This window comes from Photobacterium sp. DA100 (assembly GCF_029223585.1).
Classification (GTDB): Bacteria; Pseudomonadota; Gammaproteobacteria; order Enterobacterales; family Vibrionaceae; genus Photobacterium.
This window is the reverse complement of sequence record NZ_CP119423.1, coordinates 2,343,279-2,362,643: the sequence shown is the minus strand read 5'-3', so window position 1 is coordinate 2,362,643 and position 19,365 is coordinate 2,343,279. Positions and strand designations below refer to the sequence as shown.

The 19,365-nt window shown below is 47.6% G+C and carries 13 protein-coding genes; 3 read left to right on the top strand and 10 right to left on the bottom strand.

From position 1 onward, the window contains the following. Positions 1 to 44: 44 nt before the first annotated feature. From PTW35_RS10910 to PTW35_RS10865, 10 genes are all read right to left on the bottom strand, one after another. Complete coding sequence (locus PTW35_RS10910; RefSeq protein ID WP_039469272.1) at positions 45 to 710, bottom strand: Bax inhibitor-1/YccA family protein; 666 nt, start codon at positions 708 to 710, stop codon at positions 45 to 47. A gap of 236 nt (positions 711 to 946) precedes the next feature. After that, complete coding sequence (locus tag PTW35_RS10905; protein WP_281025007.1) at positions 947 to 1,672, bottom strand: amino acid ABC transporter ATP-binding protein; 726 nt, start codon at positions 1,670 to 1,672, stop codon at positions 947 to 949. 57 nt (positions 1,673 to 1,729) lie between these two features. Next, positions 1,730 to 2,827 (bottom strand): amino acid ABC transporter permease, encoded by a 1,098-nt coding sequence (locus PTW35_RS10900; protein ID WP_281025006.1) that lies wholly within the window; start codon positions 2,825 to 2,827, stop codon positions 1,730 to 1,732. A gap of 11 nt (positions 2,828 to 2,838) precedes the next feature. Next, positions 2,839 to 4,053 carry an amino acid ABC transporter permease gene (locus PTW35_RS10895; RefSeq protein ID WP_281025005.1) on the bottom strand — a complete coding sequence of 405 codons (1,215 nt, stop codon included), beginning with the start codon at positions 4,051 to 4,053 and terminating at the stop codon, positions 2,839 to 2,841. Positions 4,054 to 4,088: 35 nt separating this feature from the next. Next, positions 4,089 to 5,315 (bottom strand): transporter substrate-binding domain-containing protein, encoded by a 1,227-nt coding sequence (locus PTW35_RS10890; RefSeq protein WP_281025004.1) that lies wholly within the window; start codon positions 5,313 to 5,315, stop codon positions 4,089 to 4,091. 294 nt (positions 5,316 to 5,609) lie between these two features. Beyond that, entirely contained in the window at positions 5,610 to 7,958 is a 2,349-nt protein-coding gene (locus tag PTW35_RS10885; protein WP_281025003.1) for a cytochrome c peroxidase, read from the bottom strand. Positions 7,959 to 8,469: 511 nt separating this feature from the next. Next, entirely contained in the window at positions 8,470 to 9,693 is a 1,224-nt protein-coding gene (locus PTW35_RS10880; protein ID WP_281025002.1) for an OFA family MFS transporter, read from the bottom strand. A 332-nt stretch (positions 9,694 to 10,025) separates the two neighbouring features. After that, on the bottom strand, positions 10,026 to 10,262 hold the full coding sequence (locus PTW35_RS10875) for a DUF465 domain-containing protein (protein ID WP_281025001.1): 237 nt from the start codon (positions 10,260 to 10,262) through the stop codon (positions 10,026 to 10,028). A gap of 247 nt (positions 10,263 to 10,509) precedes the next feature. Next, positions 10,510 to 11,733, bottom strand: a complete 1,224-nt coding sequence (gene gltS / locus PTW35_RS10870; protein ID WP_281025000.1) for a sodium/glutamate symporter — start codon at positions 11,731 to 11,733, stop codon at positions 10,510 to 10,512. 582 nt (positions 11,734 to 12,315) lie between these two features. Beyond that, on the bottom strand, positions 12,316 to 15,483 hold the full coding sequence (locus tag PTW35_RS10865; RefSeq protein WP_281024999.1) for a bifunctional diguanylate cyclase/phosphodiesterase: 3,168 nt from the start codon (positions 15,481 to 15,483) through the stop codon (positions 12,316 to 12,318). Between the two features lie 489 nt (positions 15,484 to 15,972). On the opposite strand from PTW35_RS10865, the gene galE reads away from it, so the two are divergent. From galE to galK, 3 genes are all read left to right on the top strand, one after another. Beyond that, positions 15,973 to 16,983: a UDP-glucose 4-epimerase GalE gene (gene galE, locus PTW35_RS10860; RefSeq protein ID WP_281024998.1), complete on the top strand. Its 1,011-nt coding sequence runs from the start codon at positions 15,973 to 15,975 to the stop codon at positions 16,981 to 16,983. A 104-nt stretch (positions 16,984 to 17,087) separates the two neighbouring features. Beyond that, positions 17,088 to 18,146, top strand: a complete 1,059-nt coding sequence (locus tag PTW35_RS10855) for a UDP-glucose--hexose-1-phosphate uridylyltransferase (protein ID WP_281024997.1) — start codon at positions 17,088 to 17,090, stop codon at positions 18,144 to 18,146. Positions 18,147 to 18,176: 30 nt separating this feature from the next. Beyond that, the gene (gene galK / locus PTW35_RS10850) at positions 18,177 to 19,340 is read left to right on the top strand and encodes a galactokinase (protein WP_281024996.1); all 1,164 of its coding nucleotides are present in this window, start codon (positions 18,177 to 18,179) and stop codon (positions 19,338 to 19,340) included. Positions 19,341 to 19,365: the final 25 nt, after the last annotated feature.

The following is a 19,365-nucleotide window of genomic DNA, read 5'->3' as shown; positions in this document are numbered from 1 at the left end:
CGCCTTGCGGCGCTTTTTCGTCATTTCGATGAACGAAGCTATGATTAGTCGTTGCTGCCCATTACGCCTAGGATTTGCAGCAGGCTCAGGAACAGGTTGTAGATAGAAACATACAGCGTCACTGTTGCTGAGATGTAGTTTGTTTCACCACCACGAACAATGTTCTGGGTTGTCAGCAGGATAGCTGCTGATGAGAACAGCACGAACATACCACTGATCGCCAGTGATAGCATAGGCAGCTGGAGGAAGATGTTGGCAATCACCGCAACGATGATGGCAACAAAGCCCGCCATTAGCATACCGCCAAGGAAAGAAAGATCACGCTTGGTGGTTAGCGCGTAGGCCGAACAGGCCATAAAGGTCAGTGCTGTACCGCCCAGAGCCGGAACGATAGCATGGCCCAGGCCCGCACCCACGTACATGTTGAGAATTGGCCCTAGGGTATAGCCCATGAAGCCAGTAAGCGCAAAGGTAAAGACGATACCCATGCCGCTGTTTCGGTTTTTCTCTGTCAGGAACATTAGACCGTAGAAGCCAACCAGTGTGATGATCAAACCCGGATGAGGCAGATTCATCGCCATTGCAAAACCTGCAACGACAGCTGACCATACAAGCGTTAGAGACAGAAGAAAATAAGTGTTACGTAGAACCTTGTTTGTAGAAAGTACGCTTTCGTAAGCTGTGCCACGATTGACAATACGATCGTTCATAAATAGTCCCCTCAGGGTTAGATATGTGATTGCTAATGTAAATGTATATTGGGGCTTTTCATCGTTATTGCAAGCCGTTTATCAAATTAATGTGGCTGTCCCCATACAATAACCACCAGTGTAACGGTATGACCTGAATGATACTTAACAATTCCTTATCTTTGTGGCCAAAGTTGTAAATGAATGTTACAGCACATTCTTGCTGCGCCTCAGTAAGTGGATGTTTAATATACGCTTTAATGCAGTATTTGGTTCAAGAATAGCTGTGTCCGATCGGACTGTGGGTTATCGAAAAATGCTTGCGGGGTGTTTTCCTCAATGATTTCGCCCATGTCCATGAAGATCACCCGATCGGCAACCTGGCGGGCAAACCCCATTTCGTGGGTGACGCAAATCATCGTCATTCCTTCATTGGCAAGCTCAACCATGACATCCAGTACTTCCCTGACCATTTCAGGATCGAGTGCCGAGGTTGGCTCGTCGAACAGCATGATTTGCGGCGTCATACACAGGGAGCGGGCGATGGCGACGCGCTGCTGCTGGCCGCCGGAGAGCTGCCCGGGGTATTTGTTGGCTTGTTCGGGGATCTTTACTCGCTCCAAGTATTGCATCGCGATCTGCTCGGCCTCTTTCTGCGGCATTTTCTTCACCCAGATTGGGGCCAAGGTACAGTTTTCGAGTACGGTGAGATGAGGAAACAGGTTGAAGTGCTGGAAACACATTCCGACTTCTCGGCGAACCAGCTCGATATTTTTCAGATCATTAGTAAGTTCATTGCCGGCGACGATAATTTGTCCCTGCTGGTGCTCCTCAAGGCGGTTAATACATCGGATCAAGGTCGATTTGCCAGAGCCAGACGGACCGCAGATGACGATTTTCTCGCCTTTTTTGACCGTGAGGTTAATGTCTTTGAGGACATGGAATTCACCGTACCATTTATTGACCGCTACCATGGTGATCATGTCAGATGCCTCCTTGCTTGAGGTATTACTCACTATCATATTGTCCCTCATAGTGTTCTATCGCTTATGACCGGTATGGAGTTTGTTTTCCAGATAAATGCTGTATCGTGACATGCCAAAGCAGAATACCCAGAAGACCAGGGCAACGAAGACATAGCTTTCCGTTGCAAACCCCAGCCATTTCGGATCGGTGTTGGCAGCCTGACCAATGCCAAGCACATCGAACATACCGATGATGAGTACTAGACTGGTATCTTTGAAAAGGCCGATGAAGGTATTAACGATGGCCGGAATACTGATTTTCAGTGCTTGTGGCAAAACGATCAAAGACATCTTCTTCCAATAGCCAAGCCCCAGAGCATCTGCTGCTTCATATTGTCCGGAGGGGATAGCCTGCAACCCGCCGCGAACCACTTCGGCCATGTAGGCTGCGCTAAATAGCACCACCCCAATTAATGCCCTGAACAGTTTGTTGGTTTCTGTTTCGGCGCTAAGAAATAAAGGGAGCATGACAGATGCCATGAAAAGCACCGTAATCAGAGGCACACCGCGCCAGATCTCGATATAAACCGTACACAGGCTGCGGATCACCGGCATATTCGAACGTCTACCCAATGCCAGTGCGATACCGATCGGAAGGGAGACGACGATGCCGACAATGGCAATGATCAAGGTGATCAGCAAGCCTCCCCAGAGGTGTGTTTCAACCACGGGAAGGCCAAAGATGCCACCGTAGAGCAGGCCGGCAATGATGAAAGGGTAAACATTGACGAAGAATAACCAAATCCATGTTCGGCGCGGTGTTTTCTCATAGCCGAGCAAGGCCATGAATAGAGCCAAAGTGACGTAAAACAACTGTGGCCGCCACAACTCTTCCCGGGGATAGAAGCCAAACATGAACTGCTCGAAGCGAACGGAGATAAACACCCAGCAAGCACCGTTACGGTGGCAGTCATCCCGGTTCGTGCCGACCCAGTCAGCCTGGAGCAACGCCCAGTCGACAATGTTCCAGATAGCCATGATGGCCAAATAGCCCAGGATGAGAGTCATCAAGCTGTTGACCATGCTGGAAAACAGGTGCTTGCGTAGCCAGCCGACTATACCGACCGTATTGGCTGGTGGAGGCAAGTCGGGGCGAAATTGATGTTGATGCATTTCCACGCCTCCTAACGTTCAACCAGTGCGACTTTGCGGTTGTAGATATTCATCACCAGTGAAGTAAACAAGCTGAGGGCGAGATAAACCGCCATGGTCATGGCAATAATCTCGATGGCTTGCCCGGTTTGGTTGAGTGTTGTACCGGCAAAGACCGAGACCAGATCGGGGTAGCCAATAGCCATTGCCAATGATGAGTTTTTGGTTAGATTGAGATATTGGCTGGTAAGTGGCGGGATGATGATCCGCAAGGCTTGTGGGATCACAACCAACCGCAGGGTTTTACCTTGAGGCAAGCCGAGAGAAAGCGCAGCCTCTGTTTGTCCGTGGCTGACAGCGTTGATCCCGGCCCGGACAATTTCTGCAATGAACGATGCGGTGTAGATACTCAAGGCAAGTAGCAGCGCAGCCAACTCGGGAATAATGCCGATGCCTCCTCTGAAGTTGAAGCCTTTGAGTTCGGGGACTTCTAGGTAAACCGGTTGTCCGCTGGCGAAATAGCTAAAGGTGGGGAGCACGACCAAGAGGCTGAGTGATACCCAGAGAATAGGGGATTGCTGACCAGTCGCTTTTTGCTTTTTTTTGGCGTAGATGGCATAGCTTATGCCCGATACTATTGCTGCTATCAGGGCAAGACCGATCCAGTAGGCATTTGGTCCGAAAACAGGCTTGGCAAAATACAGACCGCGAACATTAAGAAAGACACTTTCGCCGAAGCTGAGGCTGTTGCGGGGTGAGGGCAGTGCCTGTAACACGGCAAAATACCAGAAAAAAATTTGCAGCAACAGCGGGACATTACGGAATATTTCGATATAGACGGCGGCAAAGCGGCTGACCAGCCAATTTGACGAGAGCCGAGCGATCCCGATGATAAATCCAAGAAGGGTGGCCAGCAGAATGCCGAGTACAGAAACAAGGGCTGTATTAAGCAGACCGACAAAAAATGTCCGGCCATAGCTGTAGGTCTCGTCATAATCTATCAGACTCAGACCAATACCAAACCCAGCTTCTTGACTGAGGAAGCCAAACCCAGTTGCAATGCCTCGTTGATCGAGGTTGGTCAGGGCATTGTTGATGATGGAGTAGACAAAGTAGCACAGTGCTGCAGCAGCAAGAGCCTGAAACAGCACAGAACGAAAAGTGGGGTTGTACAACAGGTTTTTTGTATTCTTCGCGGCCAAAACAACACATCCTGTGTAAAAGAAAACGCTGACCGGAGGGGGCATCCCCCCTCCCGATTAACTAGCAATCGCAATGATCACTAGCGCATTGGCGGCGCATACAACAGCCCGCCATCATTCCATAAGGCGTTGATACCACGCTTGATTTCCAGCGGAGAGCTCATGCCGACAGTGCGCTCAAAGCTTTCACCGTAGTTGCCGACCTGCTTGATGACCTGGTAGGCCCAGTCATCATTGAGGCCAAGGCCTTTCCCTTTGGGGCCGTCAGCGCCAATCAAGCGGCGGATGTTGGGATCATTGGACATTTTCATGTCGTCGACGTTGTGCGATGACACCCCAAGCTCTTCAGCGGTAATCATGGCATTCAGCGTCCATTTCACAATATTGAACCACTGGTCGTCCCCTTGACGGACTGCGGGGCCGAGAGGCTCTTTGGAAATGATATCTGGCAGTACTACTGCCGAAGATGGATCCGGCAGGTTGAGTCGAAGGGCGTATAAGCCAGATTGGTCAGTGGTTAGCGCATCGCAGCGGCCGGCTTCAAAGCCTTTTACCGTTTGGGCGGCTGTATCGAAGACAACAGGGGTGTATTTCATTTCGCGATGGCGGAAGTAATCTGCGAGGTTGAGCTCTGTTGTGGTTCCTGACTGCACGCATACGGCTGCGCCATCGAGCTCGGCGGCACTTTCGATCTCAAGGGCTTTGTTGATCATGAAGCCTTGGCCGTCATAGTAGTTAACACCGGTAAAGTTGATCCCCAATGCAGTATCACGGTGAAGGGTCCAGGTCGTATTGCGCGATAACAGGTCTATTTCCCCTGACTGCAGGGCTGTAAAGCGTTCTTTGGCAGTCAGCGGGATGTATTTCACCTTGGTCTTATCGCCCAGGGTAGCGGCTGCCACCGCCTGGCAGAACTCGACATCAATGCCTTCCCATTCGCCTTTTTCATTCGGGTTGGAGAAGCCAGGCAAACCGGTTGTGACCCCGCACTGGAGATATCCTTGCTTCTGGATTTTAGCCAAGGTATCTGAGCTTGCTGAAGATACCGGTGCGCTATCGTTGCCATCGGATTTTGCTGCAAGCTGTTTTTCAAGCTCTGCAATTTTAGCTTTGAGTTCTTCCGCTCCGGAATCAACAGCCGCAACGGCGCCGCTAGAAGCCTGGGCTAATTGTTGTTCAAGTGCTTCGATTTTGTTCTGTAGCGATTGGATCATTTCCTTGTCTTGACTGTTTCCACCACTATCACAGCCAGCAAGAATGAGAGCAAGAGCAGATGCGGCCAAGGTTGAGCTGAGGGTTTGCTTCATAATTACGTCCTGTTATTCCTTATCATGAGAAATTGACGTTTTATCGCCATTATTAACAGTTACATCCAAAAGCGTATCCCCGTGATTTATCCACCTAATGGGCACTTTCTTTCAGTTGTAAAAAATAACTGCCTGTTTTTCTGTCACTATTCAGTATAGAAATAGTTTGAAATAGTTCTAGTTAATAAGTTGTTAATAGGGAGATGGCGGGTGAAATGAGAGATGGCGCGCAAATCAGTACCCCAAAATAAAGCCCCGCAACGGCGGGGCTTGAGGTTATGTTGGCAGTATACCTTAGCGGTAAACGTTGATCTTCACTGTTGCCACGTTAGATTCATTGCCTTTAGTGTCTTTGACACTGTAAGTCATGCTCATCTCGTAGTCTTTCAGCGGTGTCACCGAAATGCTGCCATCGAAGTGGATGCTGTAACGGCAGTCCCGGCTGCTAGGGGCATTGTGGATCACAATGCTGCGTGGGTCGATGGCGTAGTCACCGGCCACATCATTGTCTAGCGGCTTGATCTTCGTGGTAAAGCCGTATTTGGCTGAAACCTCGTCGTCCTTGGCTTCCAGGTACTTAGGTGCTGGCTCTGGTTCCGGCGCCGGCTCATTGTATACCGGTGACTGGTAGTCAGGCTCAGCACCATCAAGGAATGGCTTGAGCGGTTCCAGACCTTTCGCGGCACGGCCGTAGGCACCAATCATAGGGATCTCAATCCACTCTTCTTTAGGCGAGCCGTTGAGGTTGGTTTCGGCAAAGAACTCATCCCCTTCAACACCGTTCGGGATGAACAGCTGTGGATGGTCAAATGGTGCTTTTTCTTGGCGAACACGCTCATCGGTCAGCGATTTCATGAAGGCAACCAGTGCTTTCTTCTCGTAGTCCGTTAACCCAAGGCTGCGAATGTCTGGGTCGAGGTTGGACGTGATATCGCCAAAGCCGGATGAATCGCCAAGGCCTTCGCTGGTGCGGTTACCACCACGGTTGTAGAATTCGACAACTTGCCAAAGTGTCGACATACTCCCGTTGTGCATGTAAGGGCCGGTTAGCTCGATGTTACGTAGCGTGGGGGTTTTAAACGCCCCGTGAACAGCTGTTCGCTCTTTACCCTCTAGGACAAGCGTTTTGAGTGCGTTGGTGTGGGCTTCTGAGTCGCAAGGCTCGTCTGCAAGCACCTTGGCTTCAAAGGTACAGGGATCGACCTCAAAGTTATCAGGCACATCGTTACCTAACAGCTTCTCGATAAACTGCTGGGTATGCGACAGAGGATTCCCCCAAGGGTCTTTTCCGCCCAAGCCAAGGTCTTGGTTGGTCGGCGTCACACCGATGTTGTAGAAGCCGTTGTCATAGAGCGAGATGCCCCCGTCTCCCATGTGCATCCGCTCGACCAGACCTTCTTCCTGCTCCTCGGCAATCAAGTGCGTCATGGCTTTCGAGAACTCTGGACCACTGTGACAGTTCACGCACTTGCCTTTATCGACGAATATCTCCAGGCCTTTTTTCTCGAGGGTGGTCAGAGCATATTTGTCGCCATCCATATAACGGTCAAAGCGTGAATCGTCCGAGATCAAGGTTTTTTCATATAGCTGGATTGCCAAGCCCCAGAACAGGCTGAAGTTTTGTTCCATCTGGCTGTAGCCGTCAAAGTCTTGATCCGAACCCCAGTATTCGATATTGAAGGCGTCTTTGATCATCTCTTTGTATCGAGAGCGAAGACCGTCGTTCGGATAGCTCGAGTCATAACCCAAGACACTGTCCGAGCGGTCAACCTGCTGTAGGCCAAGCGGTTTGAGATTGAGTAGTTTCTTACCCATATCTCTGAAGGCCTTGTTGGCACAGGTCATTTCGAACGCACTGCCCGGAGGGCCAACAGCCTGCGAGGCCGCACTGGAGTTAATCAGATCCACTTCTTTCTGGCTGACATATTTGGTATATGGGTCAAAATGGAGCACTTTGGCCTCTTGGTTACGACGGCCAAATGGGTCAACCCCGTTGAAGGTATTATTGGCCCGACCATCCCAGAAGTTACGGAAGTTGAAAATGGCATTGATAACGGTCGGCGTATTACGTGGTTCGACACGGCGAGTGCTCACGTCACCAACGTGGAAAATATCTTTGACGGTGTCACAGGTCTCGCGGCGGTCCGAGTACCTCGGGTCGCCAAAGCTTCCGCCGTAAAGTTCGTCAAATACCAGACCTTCAACCCCTTGCGAAGAGACAACATCGTCGGAATCGAATAGGACTTCTGAGTCACGGTCATCAGGATTGGCATAAACACGGAATGGGAAATCATTTGGCACTAACGTGTAGTTAGGTCCGCCGACACCGGTTTGCGTCGGATCAAAAATCTCCCTTTTGGTCTCATCAACATTGTTGAGACCCGGGCTGATTTGGTTTTTAGTCCGGTTATCGGCACCAGCACTGTAGTGACAGCTTGCACAAGCCTGCCCCTGGCTACCTGCCTGCATGTCCCAAAACAGTGCCTTGCCAAGTTTTATGGCTGCTTTTTCATTTTTTACATATTCATCGAGCCCAGGTACGGGAGCCGGTTTAATGCCTTTGAGTGATCCGAGGCCTGATAAATCAGGTCCTTCAACCACTTCGGCATTGACACTGGCGATCCCGGTAGCCAACCCAAACATTGAAGCTGCTACTAAGGCTGTTAGTCGATGACGTTTAAATAACGTGTTGTTCTTCATCACTCACCCCTAACGTCCAATACGAAATGTTGCTTTTATATACGAGAAAACCTCGTGCAATAAAGATGAGTGAAATCTGGGTTCTTAATTATCACTTTTGTGAAACCAGCATGAGATAAAAAAGTCGTAGGTATTTGATTTGGGAGAAACGGCGTCGTAAATTGGAAAGGAGAGTGAAACTGCAACAATTATTAAAAATAAACAAAAAAGAAAACAGTTAAGTTAAAAGAGCTGGTGAATAAGAAAATGCTGGGAGAAGAAATTTAATTCAAATAATACAAAACGATAAATTCATATTGCTTCAATAGTGAAGCAATGGTGTCGAATTTGATCAATTAATACTTGAGTCAAAGATGTGGAATCTATCTTGAATTGTTGAATGAGAATTCTTGAGTGAGAAGAAAAAGGAAAAGCACAGCGAGGCTGTGCTTTTTTATCGTCTAGTTAGGAAAATTTAGGCACGAGCCAGTTTTTTCTCTAGGGCCTCGGCATCAACCGGTTTGGTTAGTACAGAAAGCAGTACATTCAGTGCCATCATTACCGCGCAGATGCTGTACGCCAGGGTGTAGTTACCTGAAGCGCCCATAGCGATAGCCGTAATAGCCGAACCGATAAAGCCACTTACACCCCATGCCGTGTAAAGCACACCGAAGTTGGCGCCATAGTTTTTCAGTCCGTAGAACTCAGCGGTTAGGGTTGGGAATACGGCTAGTAGCGTACCGTAACCAACACCTGCAAGCGCTGCACCAACCATTAGCGTGAAGCTTGAATCAAAGCTTGCGAATAGTGCCATGTTGATGCCCTGCATGATAAATGCCAGGGTAAGCGTTCGAAGGCCACCGATCTTGTCTGCCAGCATACCAGCAGCAACACGGCCGCCAGAGTTGAAAATTGACAGGACAACGACAAGGAATGCCGCTTCAGTGATGTTTGCCTGCTGGGCAGCGATCAGAGTGATATTACCAATAACCATCAGGCCGGCTGAAGAGGCAAGGGCAAACATAACCCATAGCGAGTAAAACTGAGGTGTTTTCAACATTGCACGCCATTGGATGTCAACCGGCTTGCTAGCTTTCGCCTTGTAGTTAGCAGGTGTTTGTGGCTGGTAGCCTTCTGGTGGGTTAGTGATAGTGCTTGCTAGTGGAACTGAGATTAGCAGGATAGCAACACCAAGAATCAGGAAGCTCGTGCTGATACCGAAAGAGTCAATTAGCAGCGAAGTTAGTGGTGCTAGGTAAACCGCAGCCAAACCAAAGCCGGCAGCGATTAGGCCGTTTACCAGACCTTTCTTTGATGGGTGGAACCACTTCATTGCAGAAGGGGCAAGGCACGCATAGCCAAAACCGATACCTGCACCAGTCATTAGACCAAAGGTAATTAGAAGAAGTAGAGGACTAGTTGCAAAGCTTGAAATGATCATGCCTGAGCCAACAAGTGTCGTACCCAAGATAAGGATCTTGCGTGGGCCCATGCGATCTTGAAGAACACCAGCTACCAAAAGAGATAGAGCAAAAGTAATTACAGCAACTGAGTATGGCATTGAAGCGTCTGCATCGGACCAGCCCATATCGAGAACTAGAGCTTGCTTGAAAACACTCCAAGCATACAGGATGCCCATACATAGGTTGATACAGAAACCTGCCAGCAGGATCTGCTTTGCTTTATCGAATTTAGTCATTGTTTTCTCAGTCACTAGAAGGTAAGCAGCATGGTTCTCATGCTGCACTCAAAAAAAATTGGTCTTTATTAACAAAAGTTGATTGCTACTAAAGGTGCGCGGATTCTATCAATATTTTTTGAATAGGAAACAGCTAGAAATATCTAGTTACAATTGTTTCCTCGGTGATTTTGTCCATTCATATATTGTTAATAATAAATAACCTCACAATTCAAGTGCTTACCCGTGCTGCGGGTGAGTCTTGGGGGAGATGTGAACGTGTAAATATATGCCCGCATCACAGTTTGTAAACCTGCGATGTGGACATAGTGTATGAAGTGGATGTGGCAGGATCAGTGGGAAAGAATACTGTAGATTTTGTCTTTCAGTTGGAGGCGTTCTAATTTGAGTTGGGTAAAATGGTGATCGTCTGTGGGGATGTTACTACCTTCAAGGCCTCTGATTTTGTGATCTAGATGGTGGTAGCGATCGGCCATTTGCTTGAAGTGTTCGTCAGATTGTTTCAGCTCCTTAATTTTGTCCTGATGCTCTGGGTACTCGATAAACAGTGCATGATTTTCACCTAACATATTGATACTCCCACGCTCTTCATGACCCTACCGAACTTGACGATAGGTATAGGTTCAACAGACATACCACAGACGCTTGTGGCCATTAATAAAGCGCACCCTAAACGAGAGAAGATCTTTTTCTGTTCGTTGTTATAACCAGTTGATGCAGTCATCAACCTAATAGTTAAGGCTCTATAAAATAATAATAGCTGGGAGAAGCCGAACGGCAAAGCCGGGCCATAGAGGCCCGGCAAGGTGAGGGGGATTATTGAATGAAGCTGATGTAGGTTTGTAGAACAATAAGGTTCGCGATGTCGATAAAGAAGGCACCGACAATAGGGACGACCATAAATGCCTGCGGCGATGGGCCATTGCGTGAAACGAGTGCCCCCATATTCATTACAGCTGTAGGGGTCGCACCCATACCAAAGCCACAGTGGCCGCCTGCAATTACTGCTGCATCATAGCTTTTGCCCATGAGTCGGAAAGTGACAAAGTAGGCAAATGTCGCCAAGGTAACCGTTTGTACCGACAAAATCACAATCATTGGCAATGCAAGGCCAAGCAACTCCCACAGCTGCAGGCTCATTAAAGCCATAGCCAGGAACAGGGAAAGTGAAATGGTGCCCAGGGCATCGACGGTTTCATTATTGATTTTGTAAACCTTGGTTGTCTCACAAATGTTGGTAATGAATACACCGATAAAGAGTGCGTAGACAAAGTCAGGGATACGTAGCCAGCTAATACCAAAGCCGTCGATAAACTCTTTCACATGTGCAGCGCCAGCGACACAGATCAGCAGGATAAAGAGTACTTCGATTGTATTCTTCGCGGTAATGCGATCCTCTTCGTGGTCGCTATATGTGACCAGATCAGGGTGTTCAATATGGTGTTTCTCGCCAATACCGAACTCCGACTTCAGTGAAAACCGATTGATCAGCCGCTGTGCGACAGGACCGCCAATGATTCCGCCCATGACCAAGCCAAATGTGGCTGCTGCCATTGACAGTTCTAGGGTCTGTAGGCCATAGCTATCCGCAAACGTCTGTGACCATGCCGCGCCTGTACCATGGCCGCCAGAAAGGGTGATAGAGCCCACCATCAGCCCCAGGAGAGGGTCAAGGCCAAGCATAGTGCTTAGGCTTACACCAACGGCATTTTGGATAACGATATAGAGTGTTGCAACACCAAGGAACAAGAATACCCGAGAGCCACCTTTGGCTAATAATTTAAAGCTAGCGGCTAAGCCGACCGTGGCAAAGAACATCTGCATGAGTGTGTCTTTGAGGCTTAGCTTGAAGGTTATATCGACACCTTGTGTATGTAAGACTGCAATAAGTACAGCAACAATTAATCCGCCAACAATAGGCTCAGGAATATTGTACTTTTGGAATACCTTTACTTTGCTATTAATGAAGTAGCCAAGAAAAAGCACAATAATCGCAATGAGAAACGACTCAAGTTCGCTTACTTGTATAACTGAATTCATGATTATGTCTTTTCATTTTTTCTCAGGCGTTAATTTTACCGCCTAAAATGGCGACTGCCTATATTGCCATTTCAACTGCAATAGTGTAGACCCTTGGTTATCACTTGGTTGTTTATGTTTTGATTATTGTGCTTATGTATATTTTAAGACAAAGCTGCAAGGTGCTTTGTTATTGTAATGTTCTTAGAATTGATTTGTTGGAGCTTTGTTGATAATCAATTCAAAAGATAAGAAATGCTTCAGAATGAAAACGTGACCGCTTTAAAATCAGCAGGCTATTGCTTTAATAGTGAATATCCATACGAAAAAAGCGGAATATATCTGTCAAGAATCAATGTAATTAATATGTTACGCCTCTGAAATTGTTGTTTATTTTGTAACCTAATTGGATCTTTAGGGGTAAATATCATCGAGGTGAGTGTTTTTCGCCCTATATTTTTTTGAATTTTTTTATCCTATTCTTGCTAAATGATAACTGAGATTGATTTTTGGTCACGGGTGATTAATAAAACAGCGTATATAATACGCGTGAGATCAATTTTTTTTCGTTTTTACCCTTCGCGATGCCGGGAAAGGTTCAGGTTACACCTCTGAATCTTTTATCTTGATTGCGTTTGGAGCATTGTCTTCAGCTTTTTTGAGGTAATGCTGTTCAAATTCCTCGACTGGTTGAGGTCGGCCGAATAAGAAGCCTTGGAACTCCTCAACTCCGATGCTCACCAGAAAATCACGTTGAGACTGGGTTTCTACGCCTTCGGCTACAACTCGCATATTCAAGTTATGAGCCAGTTCGACGATTGAGCGGGTGATAGCAATATTATCTTTGTTCCAAGGCAGATCTTTGATGAACTCGCGATCAATCTTGAGAATGTGGATTGGGAAACGGCTCAGGTAAGCGAGTGATGAATAGCCGGTTCCGAAATCATCGATAGCAATTTTAACCCCAAGGGCTTCAAGCTTAATTAGCTTGTCTAGTGCCGTATTAACATCGGACATGATGACGGTTTCGGTGATCTCTATTTCGAGATATCTGGGATCACAGCCAGCTTGAATGATCGCTTTGTCGATTGTTTCGACGATATTTGATCCCAATAACTGCTGGGCCGAGATATTAATGGCAAAGTTGAGATAGATTCCTTTGCTCTGCCAATCTTTTAATTGTTGGCAGGCTTTATGTATCAAGTGCTCTCCCGCTTCAATAATGACGCCAGAGCGTTCAAGTATCGGGATAATATTGAGTGGTGACTCATGCTCGCCGTGTTTATTTCGCCATCTTAGCAGGGCTTCAATACCTGATATTTCATGATCATGGGCATGAACTTTGGGTTGATAGTAAAACTCATAGCGATCAGTACCCACAGTGCGTCGTAATTCAGATTCCAATTGAATTTGCTGTATGCTGTGTACGCCCATTTCCTGGGTATAGAAACAGAATTGGTTACGCCCTTGCTCTTTGGCTCGGTACAGGGCGATATCTGCATATTTACTGATATTCTCAGCGATCTCCGAGTCATCGGGGAAGAAACTGATACCGATGCTGGCGGTTAAAAACAGCTCCTTGCCTTCCACAACGAGAGGAGCCGAGATGTGTTTCAAGATACGCGTCGCAATATTGGTGACATTTTGCAAGTTGGCATTTTGCGATAGGAGAATGGCGAACTCGTCACCACCAAGTCTGGCGAGGAAGTCCGTTTCTCTTAATAGACGCTGAATACGCTTCGCGGCAGTTTGGATCACCTTGTCGCCGACTGCATGTCCTAGAGAATCGTTGATCTGCTTGAAATAATCCAAATCCAGAGAAAGCAGAGCGATGTTCTCTCCGTGGAGCTTATTGCATTTCACTGCGGCACCGAGTTGTTGTTGTAGCAAGGTTCGGTTTGGCAGTTCAGTTAACAAATCGTAATGCACGAGACGGTGCAAGCGGTTCTCAAATAATACCCGCTCTGTGATGTCCTTGCCGGTGGAAATATAGTGGCTAATTTTTCCGCGGCTGTTACGAATAGGGGCAATGGTTTTTTCTTCATAGATGACCTGCTCATCACCCTGTTTGCGGGCAATAACGCGCTCAATAACATGGCCGTCTTTTAGTTGTTTTTGCACATGCTTGACGTCATTGAGGTTGTTGAGTGTATTTCTCAACAATTCAATTGATTGTTTACCAATAATGTCTTTGGATCTGATACCGTTATGCTCTTCGAAAGAGCGGTTAACATACTCCACCACACCTCTTTTGTCCGTAATAATGATAGAGTCGTTGCTCTGTTCAAGGGCACGCGACATGCTCTTGAGTTTTTCCTCTCGTTCAATCCAGTAGGTCACATCACGCAGGTTAAGCAAAATTTCACGGCTTGAGCTGTAGATCGTTTCTGTAGCGATGACCTCAATATGCTTGGTTTTCAGGTTGGTGAACTGCAACCGGATCTTGATTGTGGGTTGTTTCTTCTCGCGCAATTGATGCAATTGTTCAATAATCGCTTCCATCTGTCGGCGGAATTGCGTCCCGGGTAATAGTTTTGTCAGGGTAGAGCCAGTAATGTCCTTATTACCAAGGGATAATATCTGCCTCGCGGCATTATTGGCGGTGACAACTTTCATCTCTTGGTCGAGGGTCATTAGTCCGTCTGGTACATGGCGCAATACCGTTGCGTATTGTAAGGCGGTATCTTGAATTTTTAGTGTCATTTTGCGCTGGGCATTCAATAACTGGGATAGATGCCAGGCCAGTACTAGGCACCCAGAAGCCAAACAGATGATTAACGCGGTGAAAATGACCAGTTTGACGATACGCTTTTTAGTGAAAGCAAGTTCGGCCACCGCTTCCGCCATGTTGATTTTGGATATGATTGTCCAGGGTAAGTCGGTACCCTGAAAAGGCAGGGTAAAACTATCTTCTCCTTTGAAGGTTGAACCGGAGAAAAAGCGGGTATAGGTATACAGGAAGTCGCCAATAATGACTTGGCCGCGGTTGTTGTTCTTAATCTCATTCCAGAGAGAAGGGTATAGGGTATTAAAATCCTGCTGTTGGGGATCGACCAAGGTTGGCATGAATTGCCATGCACTTTCTGCTGTCGGACCAAGCAACCATTGACCATCGCTGTTTATTAACCAGTTTTGCACTTGGTCCCAGCCGTATTGCTCTTTGAGCTCTTCAAGATAGTCGATACCGAGATAATTGAGTGTAAGCAACCAGCTTTTGCCGTTAATTTTCACATGGCTGACAAACCTCAGCATGGGTTTGTGAGGGAGTTCGACTTTGCCATTTTCTTGATTAAGGTCGAATTGAGAGGTGTAAAAACTACCCGGCGGGATGTTTAGGGCTTTCTGAACATAGTCACGGTGGCTTTTATTTTGCAATTTATCTTTCGTGACTGCTTCAGTTCCGCCAACTTCTTTGTTTACCCTGATAACTTCCTGGCCCTGATCGTTGATCAACCGCACCTGATCATAGTAGGAGCGGGTTGTTGATATACGCTGGAATGTTGCGGTCAGGATCTCGTGCTGTCGCTCGATGGAGTGTTGAGATTGGGATAACTCTATTGTTTTTTCACTGATGTAACGGAGATCTTCAATAATCGGCGCGAAGTGTAACCGGGTAATGTGTAAAGAGGATTGATGGCGGCTATTCTCTCGATCTTGAATGCGATGGTTGAGCTGAGTGATATCTTCGCTGTAAATATAATAGATAGATGCTGACGTAATAGTCAGTAAGGGTATGAAAAATAGTAAAAATCGTAATATAGCAGTTTTCATACTTTATCCATGATACTTATCAAACTCGGTTAGTATAGCTTTTAACTGCCAGTAGATGCATATCAAAATGTTAAATTAGCTTTGCGCATCACATTGCATAGGTGTTTGGCTTGTATTTCGTTCTCCTTTCTTATTGCTGTTAGATAACTTCCTTTGATTAAGGGTAATCGTTTTCACTGGCTGTCAGATTTTGTTCATCGTTGACTTTACGGTGTACCAAGCACGAACCCAATGTTCCTTACTCCACGAAATCTTCATATATTTATGAATAATAATGTTTTTATTGATTTTCCTTAATGGAGAGTGCTTGACTGATAAAATGAACGGAACCCATCAATGCGTTGTAATTTGTGGAAACGTTTACACAATGTGGCAATGATCACAGATTTCATTTTGAGCTTATTGATAAACTTGCTCGCAGTTAAGAACAAGAGGTTGTTCTCGTTGAGGTGGTTTGGGCTGTCATAGCGAGTGAGTTGGGAGAGAGTGATGAAGGTATTAGTAACGGGTGGTATGGGATATATCGGAAGCCATACCTGTGTACAAATGATTGAGGCAGGTCTTGAACCAATCATTCTGGACAACCTTTGCAATAGTAAAGAAGCCGTGCTTGAGCGGGTTGATACACTGACAGGTGTAACACCGACTTTCTATCAAGGTGATATTCGTGATCGTGAAATATTGGATCAAATTTTCTCAGAGCATGAAATTCGCTCTGTGATCCATTTTGCGGGCTTGAAGGCCGTGGGTGAGTCAGTGCAAAAACCGCTTGAATATTATGACAACAATGTCCATGGCACATTGATGCTCGTTGATGCCATGAAGCAGGCAGGCGTGAACAGCTTAGTGTTTAGCTCATCCGCTACGGTATATGGTGATCCTACCGAAATCCCAATCAAAGAAACGACACCAACAGGTCAAGTCACCAACCCTTACGGTCGCAGCAAGTACATGGTCGAAGAGTGCCTGCGTGATATTCAGGTTGCGGTACCGGAAATGAGTATCACCTTGCTGCGTTACTTCAACCCGGTTGGCGCCCATCCATCGGGCATTATGGGGGAAGACCCGCAGGGCATTCCTAATAACCTGATGCCATTTATCGCCCAAGTTGCGGTAGGGCGCCGAGAATTCCTCTCTGTGTTTGGTAATGACTACCCAACACCGGACGGGACTGGCATTCGTGATTACATCCACGTTATGGATTTGGCCGATGGCCATATTGCGGCCCTGCGTACTGTTGGCGAAAAGCCTGGCCTGCATATTTATAACCTAGGTACCGGCAAGGGTAGCAGTGTGCTCGAAATGGTTGACGCCTTTAGTCAAGCCTGTGGTCATGATGTGGCTTATAAAATGTGTCCTCGCCGCCCGGGCGATATTGCCGAGTGCTGGGCGGATCCGGCAAAAGCTCGAGAGGAGCTGGGCTGGGAAGCCAAATTTGATGTGACTGCGATGGCTGCCGATACCTGGCGCTGGCAATCTGAGAACCCGAACGGTTACTAATTCGTTTTGAGATGATTTTGGAAGCAGGCGGTATCTTCACCCCCTAAGTATGCCTGCTCCTACCTTTATGTTTTGCAGCCAATCTGCAATTGGGAGTTTTGATAATGTCTGAGCAAAAGTTTAACCCTGTCGACCACCCTCATCGTCGTTACAATCCGTTGACGGGACAATATATTTTGGTTTCTCCGCATCGTGCTAAGCGCCCGTGGCAGGGGGCTGATGAAACACCGCAACAGGCAGAAGACAAGGCCTACGACAGTGAATGTTTCCTTTGCCCGACCAACACCCGTGTCTCAGGTGATAAAAACCCTGACTATGCCGATACCTATGTGTTCAACAATGACCATGCGGCACTGACACCGTCAACGCCGGATGCGCCTGAATCGGATAATCCGTTATTCCGCTGTGAAAGTGCTCGCGGCCTGAGCCGTGTGATTTGCTTCTCTCCTGATCACAGTAAAACGCTGCCTGAGTTGCCTGTGGGGACGATCCGCAAGGTGATTGACACTTGGAACGATCAAATCGAAGAGCTTGGCACGGAATACGTTTGGGTTCAGGCATTTGAAAACAAAGGGGCAACGATGGGCTGCTCCCAGCCACACCCGCACGGTCAGATTTGGGCTAATAGTTTCTTGCCAAATGAAATTGCTCGTAAGGATGAAAACATGCGTGGCTACTACCAACAGCATGGCTCGAACCTGCTGGTGGATTATGCTAAGGCAGAAATGGCAGATGGCTCCCGCACGGTCGTTGAAACGGAACATTGGATCGCCGTCGTACCTTATTGGGCGGCATGGCCATTTGAAACCATGCTGATGCCGAAAACCCATATCCGTCGCATGAACGACCTAACCGACGAGCAGCGTGATGACCTTGCCGTTGCGATCAAAAAGCTAACCAGCCGTTACGACAACCTGTTCAAGTGCTCGTTCCCTTACTCTATGGGCTGGCACTACGCACCGTTCTTCAAAGAAGGTGATACTTCGACCGAACACTGGCAGCTTCATGCCATCTTCTATCCGCCACTACTGCGCTCTGCCACCGTGCGCAAGTTCATGGTGGGTTATGAAATGCTGGCTGAAAGCCAGCGTGACCTGACGGCAGAGCAGGCAGCAGACAAGTTGCGTGCCCTAAGCGACGTCCATTACCGCGAACAAGAATAAGCAACCCATACAGAAAGAAAGGAACATTTTATGTCTAAAACACAATTGCTGATCGACGCTGTTAATACTTCATTTTCTTCCGTACTGGGTTACCAAGCGACGCATCTTATCCAAGCACCGGGTCGCGTGAACCTGATCGGTGAGCATACCGACTATAACGACGGTTTCGTTCTGCCGTGCGCGATTGATTACCAAGCGGTTGTTGCAGCAGCCCGTCGTGATGACAATATTGTGCGCGTGGTGTCTGTGGATTACGGTAATCAAACCAAAGAGTTCGACCTGACTTCAGAGATTGCTTTCGACGAAGAGTGTATGTGGATCAACTACATCAAAGGTGTCGTGAAGTGTCTGCGAGGCCGTGGCTATGAGTTTGCCGGTGCCGACATCGCCGTAAGCGGCAATGTTCCGCAAGGTGCGGGCTTGAGCTCTTCTGCGGCACTGGAAGTGGTGATTGGGCAGACATTCAAGACACTCTATGCGCTAGAAATCAGCCAGCAGGAGATTGCCCTGAATGGCCAGCAGGCGGAAAACGAATTTGTAGGGTGTAACTGCGGCATTATGGATCAGTTGATCTCTGCCGAAGGTCAAGCCAACCATGCCTTGCTGATTGACTGTCGTTCGCTGGAGACCAAAGCTGTCTCTATGCCGGAAGATATGGCGGTGGTTATCATCAACTCCAACAAAAAGCGTGGTTTGGTTGACAGCGAGTACAACACTCGCCGTGAGCAATGTGAAGAAGCGGCCCGTATTTTCGGTGTGAAAGCACTGCGTGACGTCACGATTGAGCAGTTCAATGCTCGTGTAGAGGAGCTTGACGAAATGGTGGCCAAGCGTGCTCGCCACGTGATCACCGAAAATGATCGCACTGAAGAAGCCGCTATCGCTTTGAGCCAAGGTGACATGAAGCGTATGGGAGAGCTGATGGCAGAATCTCATGCCTCGATGCGCGACGATTTTGAAATTACGGTCCGTGAGATTGATTTCATTGTTGATACCGTTAAAGCCGTGATTGGCGAACAAGGTGGTGTGCGTATGACTGGCGGTGGTTTTGGCGGCTGCGTTGTGTCAATTGTCCCGCCGGCATTGGTTGAAGAGGTGAAGGCCGCCCTTGCTGAGACGTATGAGGCAGAGACTGGGCTGAAAGAAACCATTTACGTGTGTAAAGCAAAAGCTGGCGCGGGTGCACTTGCCTAAGGTGAGATTGCTCAAAGAAGGAATA